The sequence below is a fragment of the Nocardia kruczakiae NBRC 101016 genome, from assembly GCF_001612965.1.
GTDB lineage: Bacteria > Actinomycetota > Actinomycetes > Mycobacteriales > Mycobacteriaceae > Nocardia > Nocardia kruczakiae.
Window position 1 is genome coordinate 130243 of the sequence record NZ_BDBL01000022.1, and the last position, 13738, is coordinate 143980.

The window sequence follows — 13738 nt, forward strand, 5'->3', positions numbered from 1 at the left end:
GCCGCCACTCCCGGCGGTCCCGACCCGTCTCGGAGCGCCGCACCCTGTGAACGCCGTGGCACGAGCCGTCCGCTATCGACCCGCCAACGCCCGTTACCACCGATTTGCCGCTCTTCGCAGCATGTCACCAAACATTCGGCAACACAATCGAATCCGGCCATCATGACCATTCGGCTATCACGAACGCAATTCACCACCGCGTGTCACCCGCACACCGGGTCCGTCGTGTGCCACAGTTTTCGGCGGGGAGGTTTTCGGGAGAAGCGGTATCGAAAGGCTGGTTCGATTCATGTCTGCGACGGTGGTCCCCCTCGTACCCAGATCCGGGTTCACGGTACGGCGATCGGGCGAGACGTGGGAATTGATCAACTCCCGGCACTACGGCCGCGGTGTGGTGCTGCACAGCTGGGCTCGCGACGGACATTCCGAGGCCTTCGAGCACTGCTATCGGCTCAACGGCCGCAGCGTCGAGGAACTGCTCGCGGCATTCCGCTGACCTGCGCCGTTGCGGGCGATATGGCCGAAATGCGCTGGCCCGCAACGATCTCCGCGTAGCTAGCACATCCGCAGGCCGACCTCAAGACGTGCGTGATCGGCGCATTTGTGGCTATTGTGGCTCACCGTGCGTTATCCCCGGACCGCGTCCCGCGGCATTCGAACCACCCGCCTGGCCGCCGGTGCCTGCGTCGTCGCCGCCGCGCTGATGGCGGGCACCCCCGTGCTGGATCCCGCTCCGGCCGCCGCCGTCCCACTGCGTATGCAGGGCTGCCGCGACGGCTTCGACTGCGATATGAGCAGCCGGATCGCGGCCGTCGACAACTATCTGGCCTCCCGGCCCGGCGTCACCGGCTATGTGGTGCGCGACCGCGTCACCGGCGGCACCTACGCCAACGGCAATGCCGAGACCCTGTTCTGGACCGCCTCCACCATCAAACTGGCCATCGCCGAGGATCTGCTGAACCGGGCGCGGGTCGGCGCGATCGCGCTGACGCCCGAGGACCGCACCCAGATGGAGTCCATGCTGGCGACCTCCAACGACGCCGCGGCGGACTTCCTGTGGAACAAGTACGCGGGCCCGGACCGGCAGGCGTTCAACAACGCCTTCCGCGCCAACGGGATGACCGGCCTGGTGCCGCGCCCGACCAACGGCAACGGACATCTGTTCCCGGACTGGGGTTTTCAGCAGTGCACGCCGTCCGATCTGGACCGGCTGATGAACAACGTGCTCGACCACATGAACCCCGACGACCGCGGCTATCTGCTCGATCGGATGCGCAAGGTCGACACCAACCAGCACTGGGGCGTGTGGGGCGCCGGCGATGCCATGCATCCGGGCCTCAAGAACGGCTGGTCCGACGAGAACGGCGGCTGGGTCGTCAACTCGGTCGGCTTCGCCGGGCCCGGTGAGCGCTACACTCTCGCCGTGATGAACTCCCTCGGCGACCAGGGCGGCTACACCGATGGCGAGGAGACCACCACGCATGTCGCGCAGCTGCTGTTCGCCGGTCGCTAGTCACAGCCGCGACAGCCGCATCGGCGCCCCGTCGCGCGGGAACGGGATGGTGTTGAAGCCCCACGGCATCAGATAGTCGTCGGGGATGTGCCAGCGGTAGGCACGCACCATCGCCGCGATGACCACCTTCACCTCGAGGGTGCCGAAATGCATGCCGATACATTTGTGCGCTCCCGCGCCGAACGGCATCCACGCCAGCCGGTGCGATTTGTCCTCGCGCCGGCCCTCGGTGAACCGTTCCGGGTCGAAACGCGCGGGATGCGACCACAATTCGGGGATCAGATGGTTGACGCCGTAGGCGACGTCGACGTGGGTGCCGGCCGGAATGTAGTGACCGGCCACCTCGGTGTCGCGTACGGCGCGGCGCACCAGGCCCGGCACCGGCGGCACCAGTCGCAGGCTCTCCTTGATCACCAGATCCAGATCATGCAGCCGATCCAGGTCGGCGATCGTCGGCGGCGCGCCGTCGAGCTCGCCGAACAGTGCCTGGGCCTCGGCGCGCACCCGCTGCTGCCAGTCGGGATGGCGGCCCAGGTAGTAGGCGACCGAGGTCGCGGTGGTGGTGGTCGTGTCGTGGGCGGCCATGATCAGGAAGATCATGTGGTTCACCACGTCGGCGTCGGAGAACATCGCACCGTCCTCGGCGCGGGCGTGACACAGCGCGGAGAAGAAGTCCGCACCCTCTTCGCGGCGCTTGTGCGGCACCATCGCGGTGAAGTACTCCTCGAGCGTCTTGCGCCCGCGCAGTCCGGCCCGCCACGCACCGCCGGGCACCGGATAGCGCACCAGCGCCAGCGGTGCGTGGGTGCAGTCGAGGAAGGCCTGTCCGAGCCGGTGGCGCTGCGGCCCGGCATCGACGCCCATGAAGGTTTCGGTGGCGATTTCGAGCGTGAGATCTTTCACCGTCGGATACAGCCGCAGAGTGCGCGCACCGGCCGGACTCCAGCGCTCGACCGCGGCCTCGACCACCGGGCTCAATTGCGCCAGATGCGATTCCAGCCGCTCGCGGGTGAACGCCTGCTGCATGATGCGGCGATGGAACATGTGCTCGGAGAATTCCAGCAGCAGTAGTCCGCGGCGGAAGAACGAGCCGATCAGGAAATCCCAGCCCTGTCCGAAATCGTTGCGCCGCTTGCCGAGTACCTCGTCGACGGCCTGCGGACCGGCGACCAGGACGCGGTCGATACCGAAGGATTTGTTGTAGCTGACCGGGCCGTAGCGGCGGTACCGGTCGTACATCTCGGCCGGGCCCCAGCGCAGATACTGCAGCGAGCGGCCCAGCACCGGCAGTCCGGCGTCGCCGCGCACGGCCGATGCCGCACTGCCCCGCGGCGGTGTCGCCAGGACCTGCTCCCGCGCCGGTAATCGGTGCAGCAGGCGGTCGATCGGACGGCCGTCCGGTATTTCGATGAAGCCGATGTTCTCCCGCTCGGCGCTGGAGGGACGCGGGTCGACGCTGACCATGACTGATGCCTCCCGAACACAGCGACCGCGCCACGCCGCCCGGCCGCAAGAAAAGTACACCTCGTACATTAGAGGTAGAATCGCGCTGTGACAAGGGACACAGAAATTCGGCGTCCAGGCCGCCCGCCCGGGCCACCCCGGGATCCCGACCGCCGGCGCGCGGAGATCCTCGACGCGGCCGAGCGGGTGGTGGCCGGCTCCGGAGCACGCATGACGATCGCGCAGGTCGCCGCCGAGGCCGGATACGCGCGCACCGCGGTGTACGCGGTGTTCCCGGACCTCCCGGCGCTGGTCGATGCGCTGGCCGAACGGCATATGAACGCGATCATCGCCGCCGCCGACCATCTGCTTGCCCAGCCGCTACCCGCCCGGCAACTGCTGCGCGCGGTGGTGACCCTGATGTGCGATTTCGTCGACGCCAATCCCAACCTGCACCACGTCATGATGCAGCGGCTCGAGCGCGGCGACGCCGAGCACCGGCCGTTCTTCACCCGCGTATCCGATTGGGCGACATCGATTTTCGATATCATCCTGCGGCGCCTCGACGCCGACCCGGCGCTGGCGCGGATCTGGGCGACCGCCACCGTCGGCGCCATTCTGATGTCGGCCGAGGCCTGGATACAGCAGCCGACCCGATCCCGCGCCGAATTCGTCGACCAGCTCGCGGCCTTCCTGTGGCCGAGCGTGCAGAGCATCGGCGGCGACCGCCTCGTCGGGCCGCTGGTGGGCGCGGCGGAGCCGGTGCCGAAGTGATCGCATACCCGCCCCGCGCGGGGCGAAACCGGGGCCCGAGGCGTGGACGCGCCGACATTCGGTGCTCGTCGTGACTGCCTCCGGACAGCCGACTACCGTTGAGCCTGTCGTAGACCGAACGTCCGGCGAGGAGCGCTGATGGGAACCGAAACTGTCGAGAACCGACGCCACCGCGTGGTGGTGATCGGATCCGGCTTCGGCGGCTTGTTCGCGTGCAAACATCTCGAGCACGACGACGTCGATGTCGTACTGATCTCCAAGACCTCCACGCACCTGTTCCAACCGCTGCTCTACCAGGTCGCCACCGGCATCCTGTCCACCGGTGAGATCGCCCCCGCCACGCGCATCGTGCTGCGCAAACACCACAACACGCGGGTGATCCTGGGCGAGGTCCACGATATCGACCTGGTGAACAGGACCGTGACGTCGAAACTGCTCAACCAGGACACCGTCACCTCCTTCGACAGCCTGATCGTCGCGACCGGCGCCCAGCAGTCCTATTTCGGCAACGACCAGTTCGCCACCTACGCGCCGGGGATGAAGACCATCGACGACGCGCTGGAACTGCGCGCCCGCATCCTCGGCTCGTTCGAGGAGGCCGAACTGGCCAAGACCCAGGAGGAACGCGACCGGTTCCTGACCTTCGTCGTGGTCGGCGCGGGCCCGACCGGCGTCGAACTGGCCGGCCAGATCGCCGAACTCGCCGATCGCACCCTGGTCGGCACCTTCCGCAACATCGATCCGCGCGACGCCCGCGTTCTGCTGGTCGAAGGCGCCGGCGCGGTGCTCGCGCCTATGGGCCCCAAACTCGGCGGCAAGGCACAGCGCCGCCTCGAGAAAATGGGCGTGGAGATCCAGCTCAACGCCATGGTCACCGACGTCGACGCCCGTGGTGTGACGGTCAAGGACAAGGATGGCAGCGAGCGTCGCATCGAATCGGCGTGCAAGGTGTGGTCGGCCGGCGTGCAGGCCAGCGAACTGGGCAAGATGCTGGCCGAACGGTCCAAGGGCACCGAAACCGACCGGGCCGGGCGAGTTGTGGTCGAACCGGATCTGACGATCAAGGGATATCCGAACGTCTTCGTGGTCGGCGACCTGATGGCGGTGCCCGGCGTTCCAGGTCAGGCCCAGGGCGCCATTCAGGGCGCGACCTACGCGGCCAAGCAGATCAAGGCCGAGGTCGCCGGTAAGCAGACCCCCGAGCAGCGCAAGCCGTTCAAGTACTTCAACAAGGGCAGTATGGCGACGGTGTCGCGGTTCAACGCCGTGTGCCAGATCGGCAAGCTGGAGTTCTCCGGCTTCCTCGCATGGCTCATCTGGCTGGTGTTGCACCTCTACTACCTGATCGGCTACCGCAGCCGGACCGTCACGGTGTTCCAGTGGTTCGTCGCCTTCCTCGGCCGCAACCGCGGGCAGATGGCGGCCACCGAGCAGTGGGTCTTCGCCCGGCTGGCACTCGAGGCCATGAACGGCAACGAGACCGACGCCCGGGAGGTACAGGCCGAGGTCGGCAATACGACGCCGCCCGCCGCACCGGGTGAACCTCCGGCGAAATCGGCGGCCGCTCCGCCGGACGGCGAAAAGTCCTCCGGCACAAGCGAATCTGTCGGCGAGTCCCCGGCTTCCGACAGCAGCGAGACGACCACCTCCGGCTCGTCACGCCCGAAGGCCGGCTGAGCACACCGGTTTCACCATCGCAGTACCGAGGGCCGCGAGCCGATGAGCTTGCGGCCCTTGTGTATTCACGACAGGCGGCGGATCGACCTTTCCGCGACAGGGCTGGGTGGCCGGTGTCGGCGGGCGAACGTCGCCCGGGCGGGTCACCCAGCGTCGACGCGGGAACTGCCGGACGCTTCGGACAGCCGCGCACCCGTCCACGTCGACAGCGAGCCACCGGCGGCGAGCGGAAGCAACGCGGCCGCCACACCGATGGTGGCGGCGGGGCTGGCGTCGGGATATCGCAGTTCGCTGCACAGCGCGCGCGGGGCCGACAGCAGGTCGTCGGCGGCGGTGCCGGCGCCGAGTTCGAGGCGATGCCGCAGCAGCGGCAGGGCGGAGAGGTCGGCGACGAGATCCCCGCACCAGCGGCCGTGATCCTCGCCGGTGCGACCGATCTGTACGCGTTCGCGAATGCGGATGCGGGCGTCGGCGGCCAGCCGCACGGTGGTGACGGCACGATGGCCGGCTCCCCCCGCGACGACGGTCGGTTCCGGATCGAAGTCCAGTTCACCGCCCGCGCCGACATCGAAGGACCACGACGCCGTCGACATCCGGGTGGTGCGGCCGGGCAGCACGATCGTCGCCGCCACCGAACGAACCACCAGGCGTGCACCGGGATCGACCACGATGCGGATATCGAGTTCGTCCCCGCCGAGCGGCGTGGCGGCGGCACCGATCAGATGCACCGTATCCGGTCCGGTGCAGCGGACCGCCAGCGCGCCGGTGGCCGCCGACCACGGCCGGGCCCCTGCGCGCGCGACGATGCGAATCTCAGTGCGCAACAGCGCTTTCCCCGGCGGACTCGGCGGCCGCCACCGCGTCCAACTGCTCACGCACCCACGCCAGCACCGGTGTCGCGGCCGGATCCTCGGTCAGCGAGCTGAAGACGAACGGGCGGCCCGCGCGCACCGCCGCGGAATCGCGGCGCATCACCTCGAGGTCGGCGCCCACCATCGGCGCCAGGTCGGTCTTGTTGATCACCAGCAGATCCGAGAACGTCACGCCCGGACCGCCTTTGCGCGGCACCTTGTCGCCACCGGCCACGTCGACGACGAAGATCTGCACATCGATCAGGCCCGCGGAGAAGGTGGCGGTGAGGTTGTCGCCGCCGGATTCGACCAGAATCAGATCCAGCGGCGGATTCGCCTCGATCAGATCGTCGATGGCGTCGAGATTGGCGGTGATGTCGTCGCGAATGGCGGTGTGCGGGCAACCGCCGGTCTGCACCGCGCTGATGCGTTCGTCGGGCAGGACCGCGTGCCGGCGCAGGAAGTCGGCGTCCTCGGTGGTGTAGATGTCGTTGGTCAGCACCGCCAGCGACAGTTCGGTGCGCAGCTGCCGGCACAGCGCCGCGACCAGCGCCGTCTTCCCGGATCCGACCGGCCCGCCGATCCCGATGCGCACCGGCTCCCCCGGCGTCCGCACCCGCTTGGGACGGTCGTGAGCGTGATCGTGCGGTTCGCCGTCGATCAGATGGGGCGGCATGAGCTCTCCTTCGGGCCTCGACTCTCGACGATCATCGTGGCCGATCGATGTGAACCCGGTGTTACCGCGCTACGAGGCGAACAGCGGCATCTCACGGTCGAGGTGGCGTTGGGCGAGCACGTCACCGAGCGGATCGGACAGGGCCGCCGGGCCGATCGTGGCCGCGCGGGCGGTCTCGTCGCACAGCGCAGCCAGCTCCAGCGTGATCGCCGCGACCGCGGCCGGATCGAGTGCGAGCAACCGCTGCGCCGCGGTGGCGGCTCCGGTCATCGTCGTATAGACCACGACCCCGGCGATCTCCACCGGCCGCACCCCCGCGGCGCTGCCCACGACACCGAACACCGTGGACAGATGCGGCCGCATGCCCAGGTTGGGCCAATCATGCTGCGGCCATACCTGTTTCGCGAGCCGTAACAGTCCGCGGCCCTGTGCCCGCGAGGCCGTGCGCGCCGCCGGTGCCGGGGTGCGGGCATCGGCTTCCGCCTCCGCCGCCGAGGGCGTCAGGGCTCCCGCACAGACGGCCGCCGACAACGACGCCGCGACCAGACCCGTGGTGCGGATCCGGCGCCGCAGATAGGCCGCCACCGTGTCGACGTCACGCACGAGCCCGGAGCTGACCGCCTCCTCGACACCGCCCGAATGCACGTGCCCGCCGATGGGCAGCCGCGAGTCGGCGAGCGACATCACCATCGCGAGGCTCATGGGCATCTCCTGGGGCCGGGCACGATCTCCGATCCTAGAACCGCGCGGTCAGCCGGCCGCTGCGAAGTCCGCCGAGGCGCTCACCGCGGCCCACTTCTCGGTTTCGTCCGCCCGGATCTGTCCGGCCGTCCGGGCCGCGGCCAGCGCATCACTGCCCAGCAGCAGGCGGCGTGGCGGTTCCTCCGAGTCCGCCACCTCGACGATGATGCGGGCGGCGCGGGCGGGATCACCCGGCTGGTTTCCGTCCTTGTCACGGCGGTAGCGGTGGACGGCGCCGACGGTCTCCTCGTAGTCGGCTCCCACCGGATGGATGGTCATCGAGGCGCCCTGCCAGTCGGTGCGGAATGCGCCCGGCTCGACGATCACGACCCGGACTCCGAACGGGGCCACCTCGCTCGCCAGCACTTCGGAGAATCCCTCGACCGCGAATTTCGCCGTTTGATAGGCGCCGAGTCCGGGCGAACCACCGACCCGGCCGCCGATCGAGGAGATCTGGACGAAGGTTCCCGAGCGCTGGGTCCGCAGCACCGGCAGTGCGGCGCGGGTGACGTGCACGACGCCGAACAGGTTGGTCTCGACCTGTGCCCGGAAATCGTCGGCGGCCATCTCCTCGATCGGGGCGCTGTCGGCGTATCCGGCGTTGTTGACCACGACGTCGAGGGAGCCGAAGGTCTCGGTGGCCGCGCGCACGGCCGCCTCGGCCGCCGCGGGGTCGGTGACGTCCAGTCGCACCGGCAGGATGCGCGAGCCGTAGCGCGTCACCACGTCGTCGAGCTGTTCGGGGCGACGCGCACCGGCGACGACCCTATGCCCGGCGGCCAGCGCGGCCTCGGTCAGCTCGCGTCCCAGGCCCCGCGACGCACCGGTGATCAGCCATGTTCCGGCCATGTTCTTCTCCGTCCTACGGTCCGGACGCTGTCGGGCGACCGGACATCTCTCTTCTGTCACATCAATGTAGCACTTAATTGCATTTCCGCCGCTCAATAGCAGCAGTTCTTCGTAGTTCCGCTGCTCACATGTGTACATTGAAGCCGTGAGAGCTGACGCCGCCCGCAATATCGAACAGGTGCTGACCACCGGCGCCCGGCTGCTCGCCGACGATCCGTCCGCGAGCCTGTCGGCCATCGCCGCCGAGGCCGGCGTGGACCGGCGCACCGTCTACCGCCGCTTCGCCTCGCGCGACGATCTCCTCGCGGCCGTCTATCAGGCTCGATACGACGCGGTCGAGGAAGCCATCGCCGGAGCCCGGCTCCGGGAGGCGCCGGTCGCGGTCGCCCTGCACCGGTACGTCGAAGCGATCATCGGCGTCAACCGCCGCTGGCCGGTGCAGACAGCGAGACTGGTGGCCGACGAAACCGTTCGCGAGCGTCGGGCGCCGCTGATCGCCGAGGTCGACACGTTTCTGCGGCGAGCCACCGATGAAGGTCTGCTGCGCCCCGGCCTTCCCGAGGGCTGGGTGTCGACACTGCTGGCACAGCTGATGGTCAACGCCGCCGAGAACCTTCCGCAGCTCGATCCGGCCCGCGCGGCCGACATCGTGGTCGACACCCTGCTGCGTGGTGTGGGCACCTCCGCGCACGCTTGACCTCAACAATGATGAAGGTTGCAGGCTGGGCTCATGAAAGCGATACGCCTGCACGAATTCGGTCCGGCCGAGAACCTGCGCTACGAGACCGTCCCCGATCCCCTGCCGGAACCCGGACAGGTGCGAATCGCGGTGGCCGCGGCGGGAATCCACTTGATCGACACCCGTTTGCGCCAGGGCCTGCCGGGGCCCTACCCGCTGCCGCAATTACCGACGATCCCCGGCCGTGAGGTCGCGGGCGTCGTCGACCTGCTCGGTCGCGGCGCCGACCCGGATCTGCTGGGCGCTCGGGTGGTGACCCATCTGGGCGCCGCACCGGGCGGCTATGCCGCGCTGGCAGTCGCGGATGCGCAACGGCTGCACCGCATTCCGGACGCGCTGGATGCGGCCGCGGCGGTGGCGATGATCGGCACGGGCCGAACCACCCTGGGCATTCTGGGATTCGCCGAGGTCGAGCCCGGACAGCTCGCGGTGGTGCCGGCCGCAGCGGGTGGGATCGGCACGCTGCTCGTGCAATATCTGCGCGCCGCCGGGCTCACCGTCGTCGGCCTGGCCGGCAGCCCGGCCAAGGTCACCACCGTGGCGGCCAACGGCGCCGACCTCGCCCTCGACTACACCGACCCGAGGTGGCCGGATGCCGTGCGGGCACGTTTCGGCGACCGGCCCGCGCACTGGGTCTTCGACGGTGTCGGCGGCGCCGCCGGCCGGGCGGCCGTCGAATTGCTCGCACCCGGCGGCGCCCATCTGGTCTTCGGCTGGAGCGATACCGCACTGGAATTCGACCCCGGCGACCTCGCCGCCCGCGGCATTACCTCACGGTCGGTTCTCGGTCCGGACATGCTCGAACGTGGCGGCGGAATCGCGGCGCTGGAGACGCGCGCCCTGGTCGCGGCCGGATCCGGTCGGTTGCGCCCTGCAGTACACCGGTTCGCCCTCGCCGATGCCGCCGCCGCGCACCGGGCGCTCGAGGAGCGTGCCACCGTCGGCAAGGTCGTCCTCGAGCCGTAACAGTCGGTAGCTGCTCGATTGCTGACGTAACCGATTCGTAGCCCGTCGCCTCGGTCCGAGCTCCTACGCTGGAGGTCGCGTCTCGTTCTCACGGCCCACGACCGAGGCCGGCGGGCGCACGCGGAGGAGGTTCGTCCATGCCTGTGTGTACGACGCGCGACGAGGTCGACATCTACTACAAGGATTGGGGTTCGGGCCGCCCCGTGGTCTTCATCCACGGCTGGCCGCTCAACGCCGACGCCTGGGACGATCAGTTGAAATGCGTGGCGGACAACGGTTTTCGCGGTATCGCGCACGATCGCCGCGGCCACGGGCGTTCGGCACAGCCGTGGAGCGGATACGACTTCGACACCTTCGCCGACGACCTGAACGATCTGCTCACCCGGCTCGACGTCCGCGATGTCACTCTGGTGGCGCACTCCATGGGTGGCGGGGAACTGGCTCGCTACATCGGCCGACACGGCACCGGACGGGTGCGCTCGGCGGTGTTGCTGTCGGCTATCCCGCCGCTGATGGCGCGCACCGGCGACAACCCCGAAGGCGTGCCCGACGAGGTGTTCGAGCAGATCAAGAAGGGCATCCTGACCGAACGTTCGCAGTTCTGGCGCGACACCTCCGAGGGCTTCTTCAGCGCCAACCGGCCGGGCACCAGGGCCACCCAGGGCAACCGCGACGCGTTCTGGTTCATGGCGATGCACGAGTCGATCGAGGCCGGGGTGCGCTGTGTGGACGCCTTCGCATACACCGATTTCACCGCCGACCTGGAGAAGTTCGATGTCCCGACGCTGATCGTGCACGGCGACGACGACCAGATCGTGCCGATCGACGCCACCGCCCGCAAGGCGGCGAAGATCATCCCGAACGCCACCCTCACCGTCTACGAGGGCGGTTCGCACGGTATCGCGCTGGTGCCCGGTGACAAGGACCGTTTCAACGCCGACCTGCTGGCATTCCTGCAGAGCTGAAACGATCCCGAGGGCTCGCGCGAATCCGGTTGTCGCGCAGGGCCATCGGCCACGGTCCGCGCACGCGGTTCAGGTGAATCGGATGCTGCGGGCCATCAGCCGCTGCATCGGGCCGCGGGTCAGATCCGTCCACGCCTGCAGGGGACCGCTCCACCACGGTGAGATCTCCACCGGTTTCGCGACGACGGCGTGACACACCAGATCCGCGGCCTCGGCGGCGGTCAGGCCCGGCATGGAGCCGAAATCGGTGGGCGCGCTCATGCGGGTATGCACCAGCGGCATGTAGATCGAGGTGGTGGTGACGCCGTCGGCCGCCACCTCGGTCGCCACCGTGCGCAACCACTGGTCGAATGCCGCCTTCGACGCCCCGTAGGCGGCCCACCGCGGCGCCGGCGGCATGCGTAGCCCCCAGGTGGAGATGTTGACGATGTGTCCGCGGCCGCGCTCCCGCATCGCCGGCAGCAAAGCCAGCAGCAGCCGCACCGGGCCGAGATAGTTGATATCGATGGTCCGGGTGAAATCGTGGAAACGATCGTAGGACTGGTCGATCGAGCGCCGGATCGAACGGCCCGCATTGTTGATCACCACATCCACCCGCCCATGTGTGGCGAGGATGTCGCGGGCCAGCTCGTCCACCGCGTCCATATCGGTCAGATCGGCGCTGTAGGTGTGCGCGATGCCGCCGCTCGCGGTGATCTCGTCGGCCGCGGCGTCCAGCTCCGCCGTCGAGCGTGCCACCATCACCACCACGGCTCCGGCGGCGGCGAATTTGGCGGCGGTGACCTTCCCGATGCCGTGCGAGGCACCGGTCACCAGCACGACACGGCCCGAGACGGCCTCGCGCAGCGCCGTGTCGCGGGGCCGCGACGTGGGATACAACAACCGCGTCGCAACCCGCTCTGCCAGCGGACGCCCCGGTGAGACGGTATCTGTCACAGCCGAAACTGTATTGGGCCGCCTGCGCCGGTGGGCCGGAATCGTCACCGCAGCCGGGAACCGGTCAGCGCGATCCCGCCGCCGCGGAGGCGGCATCGACCGCGATCGCGCGCCGGCGCCGGCGGCCCGAGGTCGCCGCGGCCGGCACCGCCATCATGATCAGCAATGCCGCACCGACCATCAGCGCGGTGTGCATGCCGGTGACGAACGAGCTCTGCGCGGCATGGATGACGGCCGGATCGCCGCGATGGCGCACCAGCGTCTCGCCGAGCGTGTCGGCGAAATCGCCACCCGATCGGAACACCAGCGCCGCCAGCGAACCCAGCAGCGACAACCCCAGGGCGTTACCCAGTTCGAAACTGGTTTCGGAGATACCGACCGCCGATCCCGCGCGCTCGGCCGGAACCGAGGACACCGCGACCTCCGACACCAGGGTGAACACGATGCCGTAGCCGAGGCCCGCGATCGTGGATCCCGCGATGTACCAGCCGATTCCGCCGTCGACACCGATACCGAGCAACAGCAGGTTGCCGGCCGCGGCCGCACTCAACGCCAGCACGAACGATCCGCGTGTGCCGAGCCGGCGCGCCACCCGCGCCCCGCCCATCGAGCACACGAACACCGCCACCGCCGCCGGAATACCCAGCAGCGCCGCGCCCAGGACGTCGCGGCCGGCCACCGACTGCAGATACATGCTGGTCAGATAGCTCATTCCGGCCAGCGACATCATGCCCACCGTGGACGACCCGATCGCCACGCGGAACAGGCCGCGCCGGAACAGGCTCAGATCCAGCAGCGGTTCGGCCAGAGTGCGCTGGCGTCGCACGAATGCCACCAGGACCGCGACACCGGCGAGGCCGAGCACGACCGAGACCGCGTCGACGCCCTCGGCCGCGGCTCGTTTCACCGCGTACACCAGCGGCAGGATGCCGCCGATGGACATGAGCACGCTCACCGGATCCAGCGGTCCGCGACCGGCGGAGCGGTGTTCGGGCAGCAGCAGCGGTCCCAGCGCCAGCAGCACCAGCAGCACCGGCGTATTGATCAGGAAAATCGAACCCCACCAGAACTTGTGCAGCAGCAGGCCGCCGATCACCGGTCCCACCGCCGAACCGCCCGCGAAGAACGCCGTCCAGATGCCGATCGCGGTGCCGCGGGCCCGCGCGTCGGGGAACAGGCTCGAGATCAGCGCCAGGCTCGACGGCAGCAGCGTCGCACCGCCGACACCCATCAGCGCGCGGGCCGCGATCAGCACGCCGGCGCTGGGCGCGAAGGCCGCCAGCAGCGAGGCGATGCCGAAAACCGTTGCGCCGGCGAGCAAGATGTTGCGCCGGCCGATGCGGTCACCGAGATTGCCCATGGTGATCAGCAGGCCGGCGATCATGAATCCGTAGATGTCGAGAATCCACAGCTGCTGTTCGGCCGAGGGGTCCAGATGCTCGGTCAGCGTCGGCATCGCCAGGTACAGCACCGACATGTCCATCGACACCAGCAGCACCGGCAGGATCAACACCGCCAGACCCAGCCACGCCCGCCGGGGGGTTGCGCTCGGCGCGGTGTAGCCCGCCGCCGAGGTCTCAATGCCGACCATCACCTATCCTTCATCTC

14 protein-coding genes are annotated in these 13738 nt (G+C 69.0%); 7 read left to right on the forward strand and 7 right to left on the reverse strand.

Features of this window, described 5'->3' with window-relative positions:
• The first annotated feature begins 289 nt into the window (after positions 1 to 289).
• A complete protein-coding gene (locus NK1_RS16895) occupies positions 290 to 496 on the forward strand; it encodes a hypothetical protein (protein ID WP_025349494.1) in 207 nt (68 codons plus the stop codon).
• 126 nt (positions 497 to 622) lie between these two features.
• On the forward strand, positions 623 to 1513 hold the full coding sequence (locus NK1_RS16900; RefSeq protein ID WP_039778012.1) for a serine hydrolase: 891 nt from the start codon (positions 623 to 625) through the stop codon (positions 1511 to 1513).
• Here the strand turns inward: NK1_RS16900 and NK1_RS16905 are convergent, their stop codons facing one another.
• Positions 1514 to 2977 carry a cytochrome P450 gene (locus tag NK1_RS16905; protein WP_063009734.1) on the reverse strand — a complete coding sequence of 488 codons (1464 nt, stop codon included), beginning with the start codon at positions 2975 to 2977 and terminating at the stop codon, positions 1514 to 1516.
• An 87-nt stretch (positions 2978 to 3064) separates the two neighbouring features.
• Here NK1_RS16905 and NK1_RS16910 point away from each other — a divergent pair, with 87 nt between their 5' ends.
• Positions 3065 to 3730 carry a TetR/AcrR family transcriptional regulator gene (locus NK1_RS16910; protein WP_157104313.1) on the forward strand — a complete coding sequence of 222 codons (666 nt, stop codon included), beginning with the start codon at positions 3065 to 3067 and terminating at the stop codon, positions 3728 to 3730.
• A gap of 138 nt (positions 3731 to 3868) precedes the next feature.
• Positions 3869 to 5407, forward strand: a complete 1539-nt coding sequence (locus NK1_RS16915) for an NAD(P)/FAD-dependent oxidoreductase (RefSeq protein WP_063009738.1) — start codon at positions 3869 to 3871, stop codon at positions 5405 to 5407.
• A gap of 143 nt (positions 5408 to 5550) precedes the next feature.
• Here NK1_RS16915 and NK1_RS16920 read toward each other — a convergent pair whose 3' ends face one another.
• From NK1_RS16920 to NK1_RS16935, 4 genes are all read right to left on the reverse strand, one after another.
• Positions 5551 to 6231 (reverse strand): urease accessory protein UreD, encoded by a 681-nt coding sequence (locus NK1_RS16920; RefSeq protein ID WP_063009740.1) that lies wholly within the window; start codon positions 6229 to 6231, stop codon positions 5551 to 5553.
• Positions 6221 to 6934: an urease accessory protein UreG gene (gene ureG, locus NK1_RS16925; RefSeq protein ID WP_063009742.1), complete on the reverse strand. Its 714-nt coding sequence runs from the start codon at positions 6932 to 6934 to the stop codon at positions 6221 to 6223. The genes NK1_RS16920 and ureG overlap by 11 nt, the downstream gene beginning before the upstream one ends.
• A 69-nt stretch (positions 6935 to 7003) precedes the next feature.
• A complete protein-coding gene (locus NK1_RS16930) occupies positions 7004 to 7636 on the reverse strand; it encodes an urease accessory protein UreF (protein WP_063009744.1) in 633 nt (210 codons plus the stop codon).
• 48 nt (positions 7637 to 7684) lie between these two features.
• Positions 7685 to 8524 carry an oxidoreductase gene (locus tag NK1_RS16935; RefSeq protein WP_063009746.1) on the reverse strand — a complete coding sequence of 280 codons (840 nt, stop codon included), beginning with the start codon at positions 8522 to 8524 and terminating at the stop codon, positions 7685 to 7687.
• Positions 8525 to 8669: 145 nt separating this feature from the next.
• On the opposite strand from NK1_RS16935, the gene NK1_RS16940 reads away from it, so the two are divergent.
• From NK1_RS16940 to NK1_RS16950, 3 genes are all read left to right on the forward strand, one after another.
• A complete protein-coding gene (locus NK1_RS16940; protein WP_174552731.1) occupies positions 8670 to 9221 on the forward strand; it encodes a TetR/AcrR family transcriptional regulator in 552 nt (183 codons plus the stop codon).
• Between the two features lie 33 nt (positions 9222 to 9254).
• Complete coding sequence (locus tag NK1_RS16945) at positions 9255 to 10229, forward strand: zinc-binding dehydrogenase (RefSeq protein ID WP_063009748.1); 975 nt, start codon at positions 9255 to 9257, stop codon at positions 10227 to 10229.
• Between the two features lie 137 nt (positions 10230 to 10366).
• Positions 10367 to 11194, forward strand: coding sequence for an alpha/beta fold hydrolase (locus NK1_RS16950; RefSeq protein ID WP_063009750.1), 828 nt, complete (start codon positions 10367 to 10369; stop codon positions 11192 to 11194).
• A 69-nt stretch (positions 11195 to 11263) separates the two neighbouring features.
• On the opposite strand, the gene NK1_RS16955 is transcribed toward NK1_RS16950, so the two are convergent.
• Positions 11264 to 12130, reverse strand: a complete 867-nt coding sequence (locus NK1_RS16955) for an SDR family NAD(P)-dependent oxidoreductase (protein ID WP_245660593.1) — start codon at positions 12128 to 12130, stop codon at positions 11264 to 11266.
• A gap of 64 nt (positions 12131 to 12194) precedes the next feature.
• Entirely contained in the window at positions 12195 to 13721 is a 1527-nt protein-coding gene (locus tag NK1_RS16960; protein ID WP_063009754.1) for an MFS transporter, read from the reverse strand.
• Between the last annotated feature and the right edge of the window lie 17 nt (positions 13722 to 13738).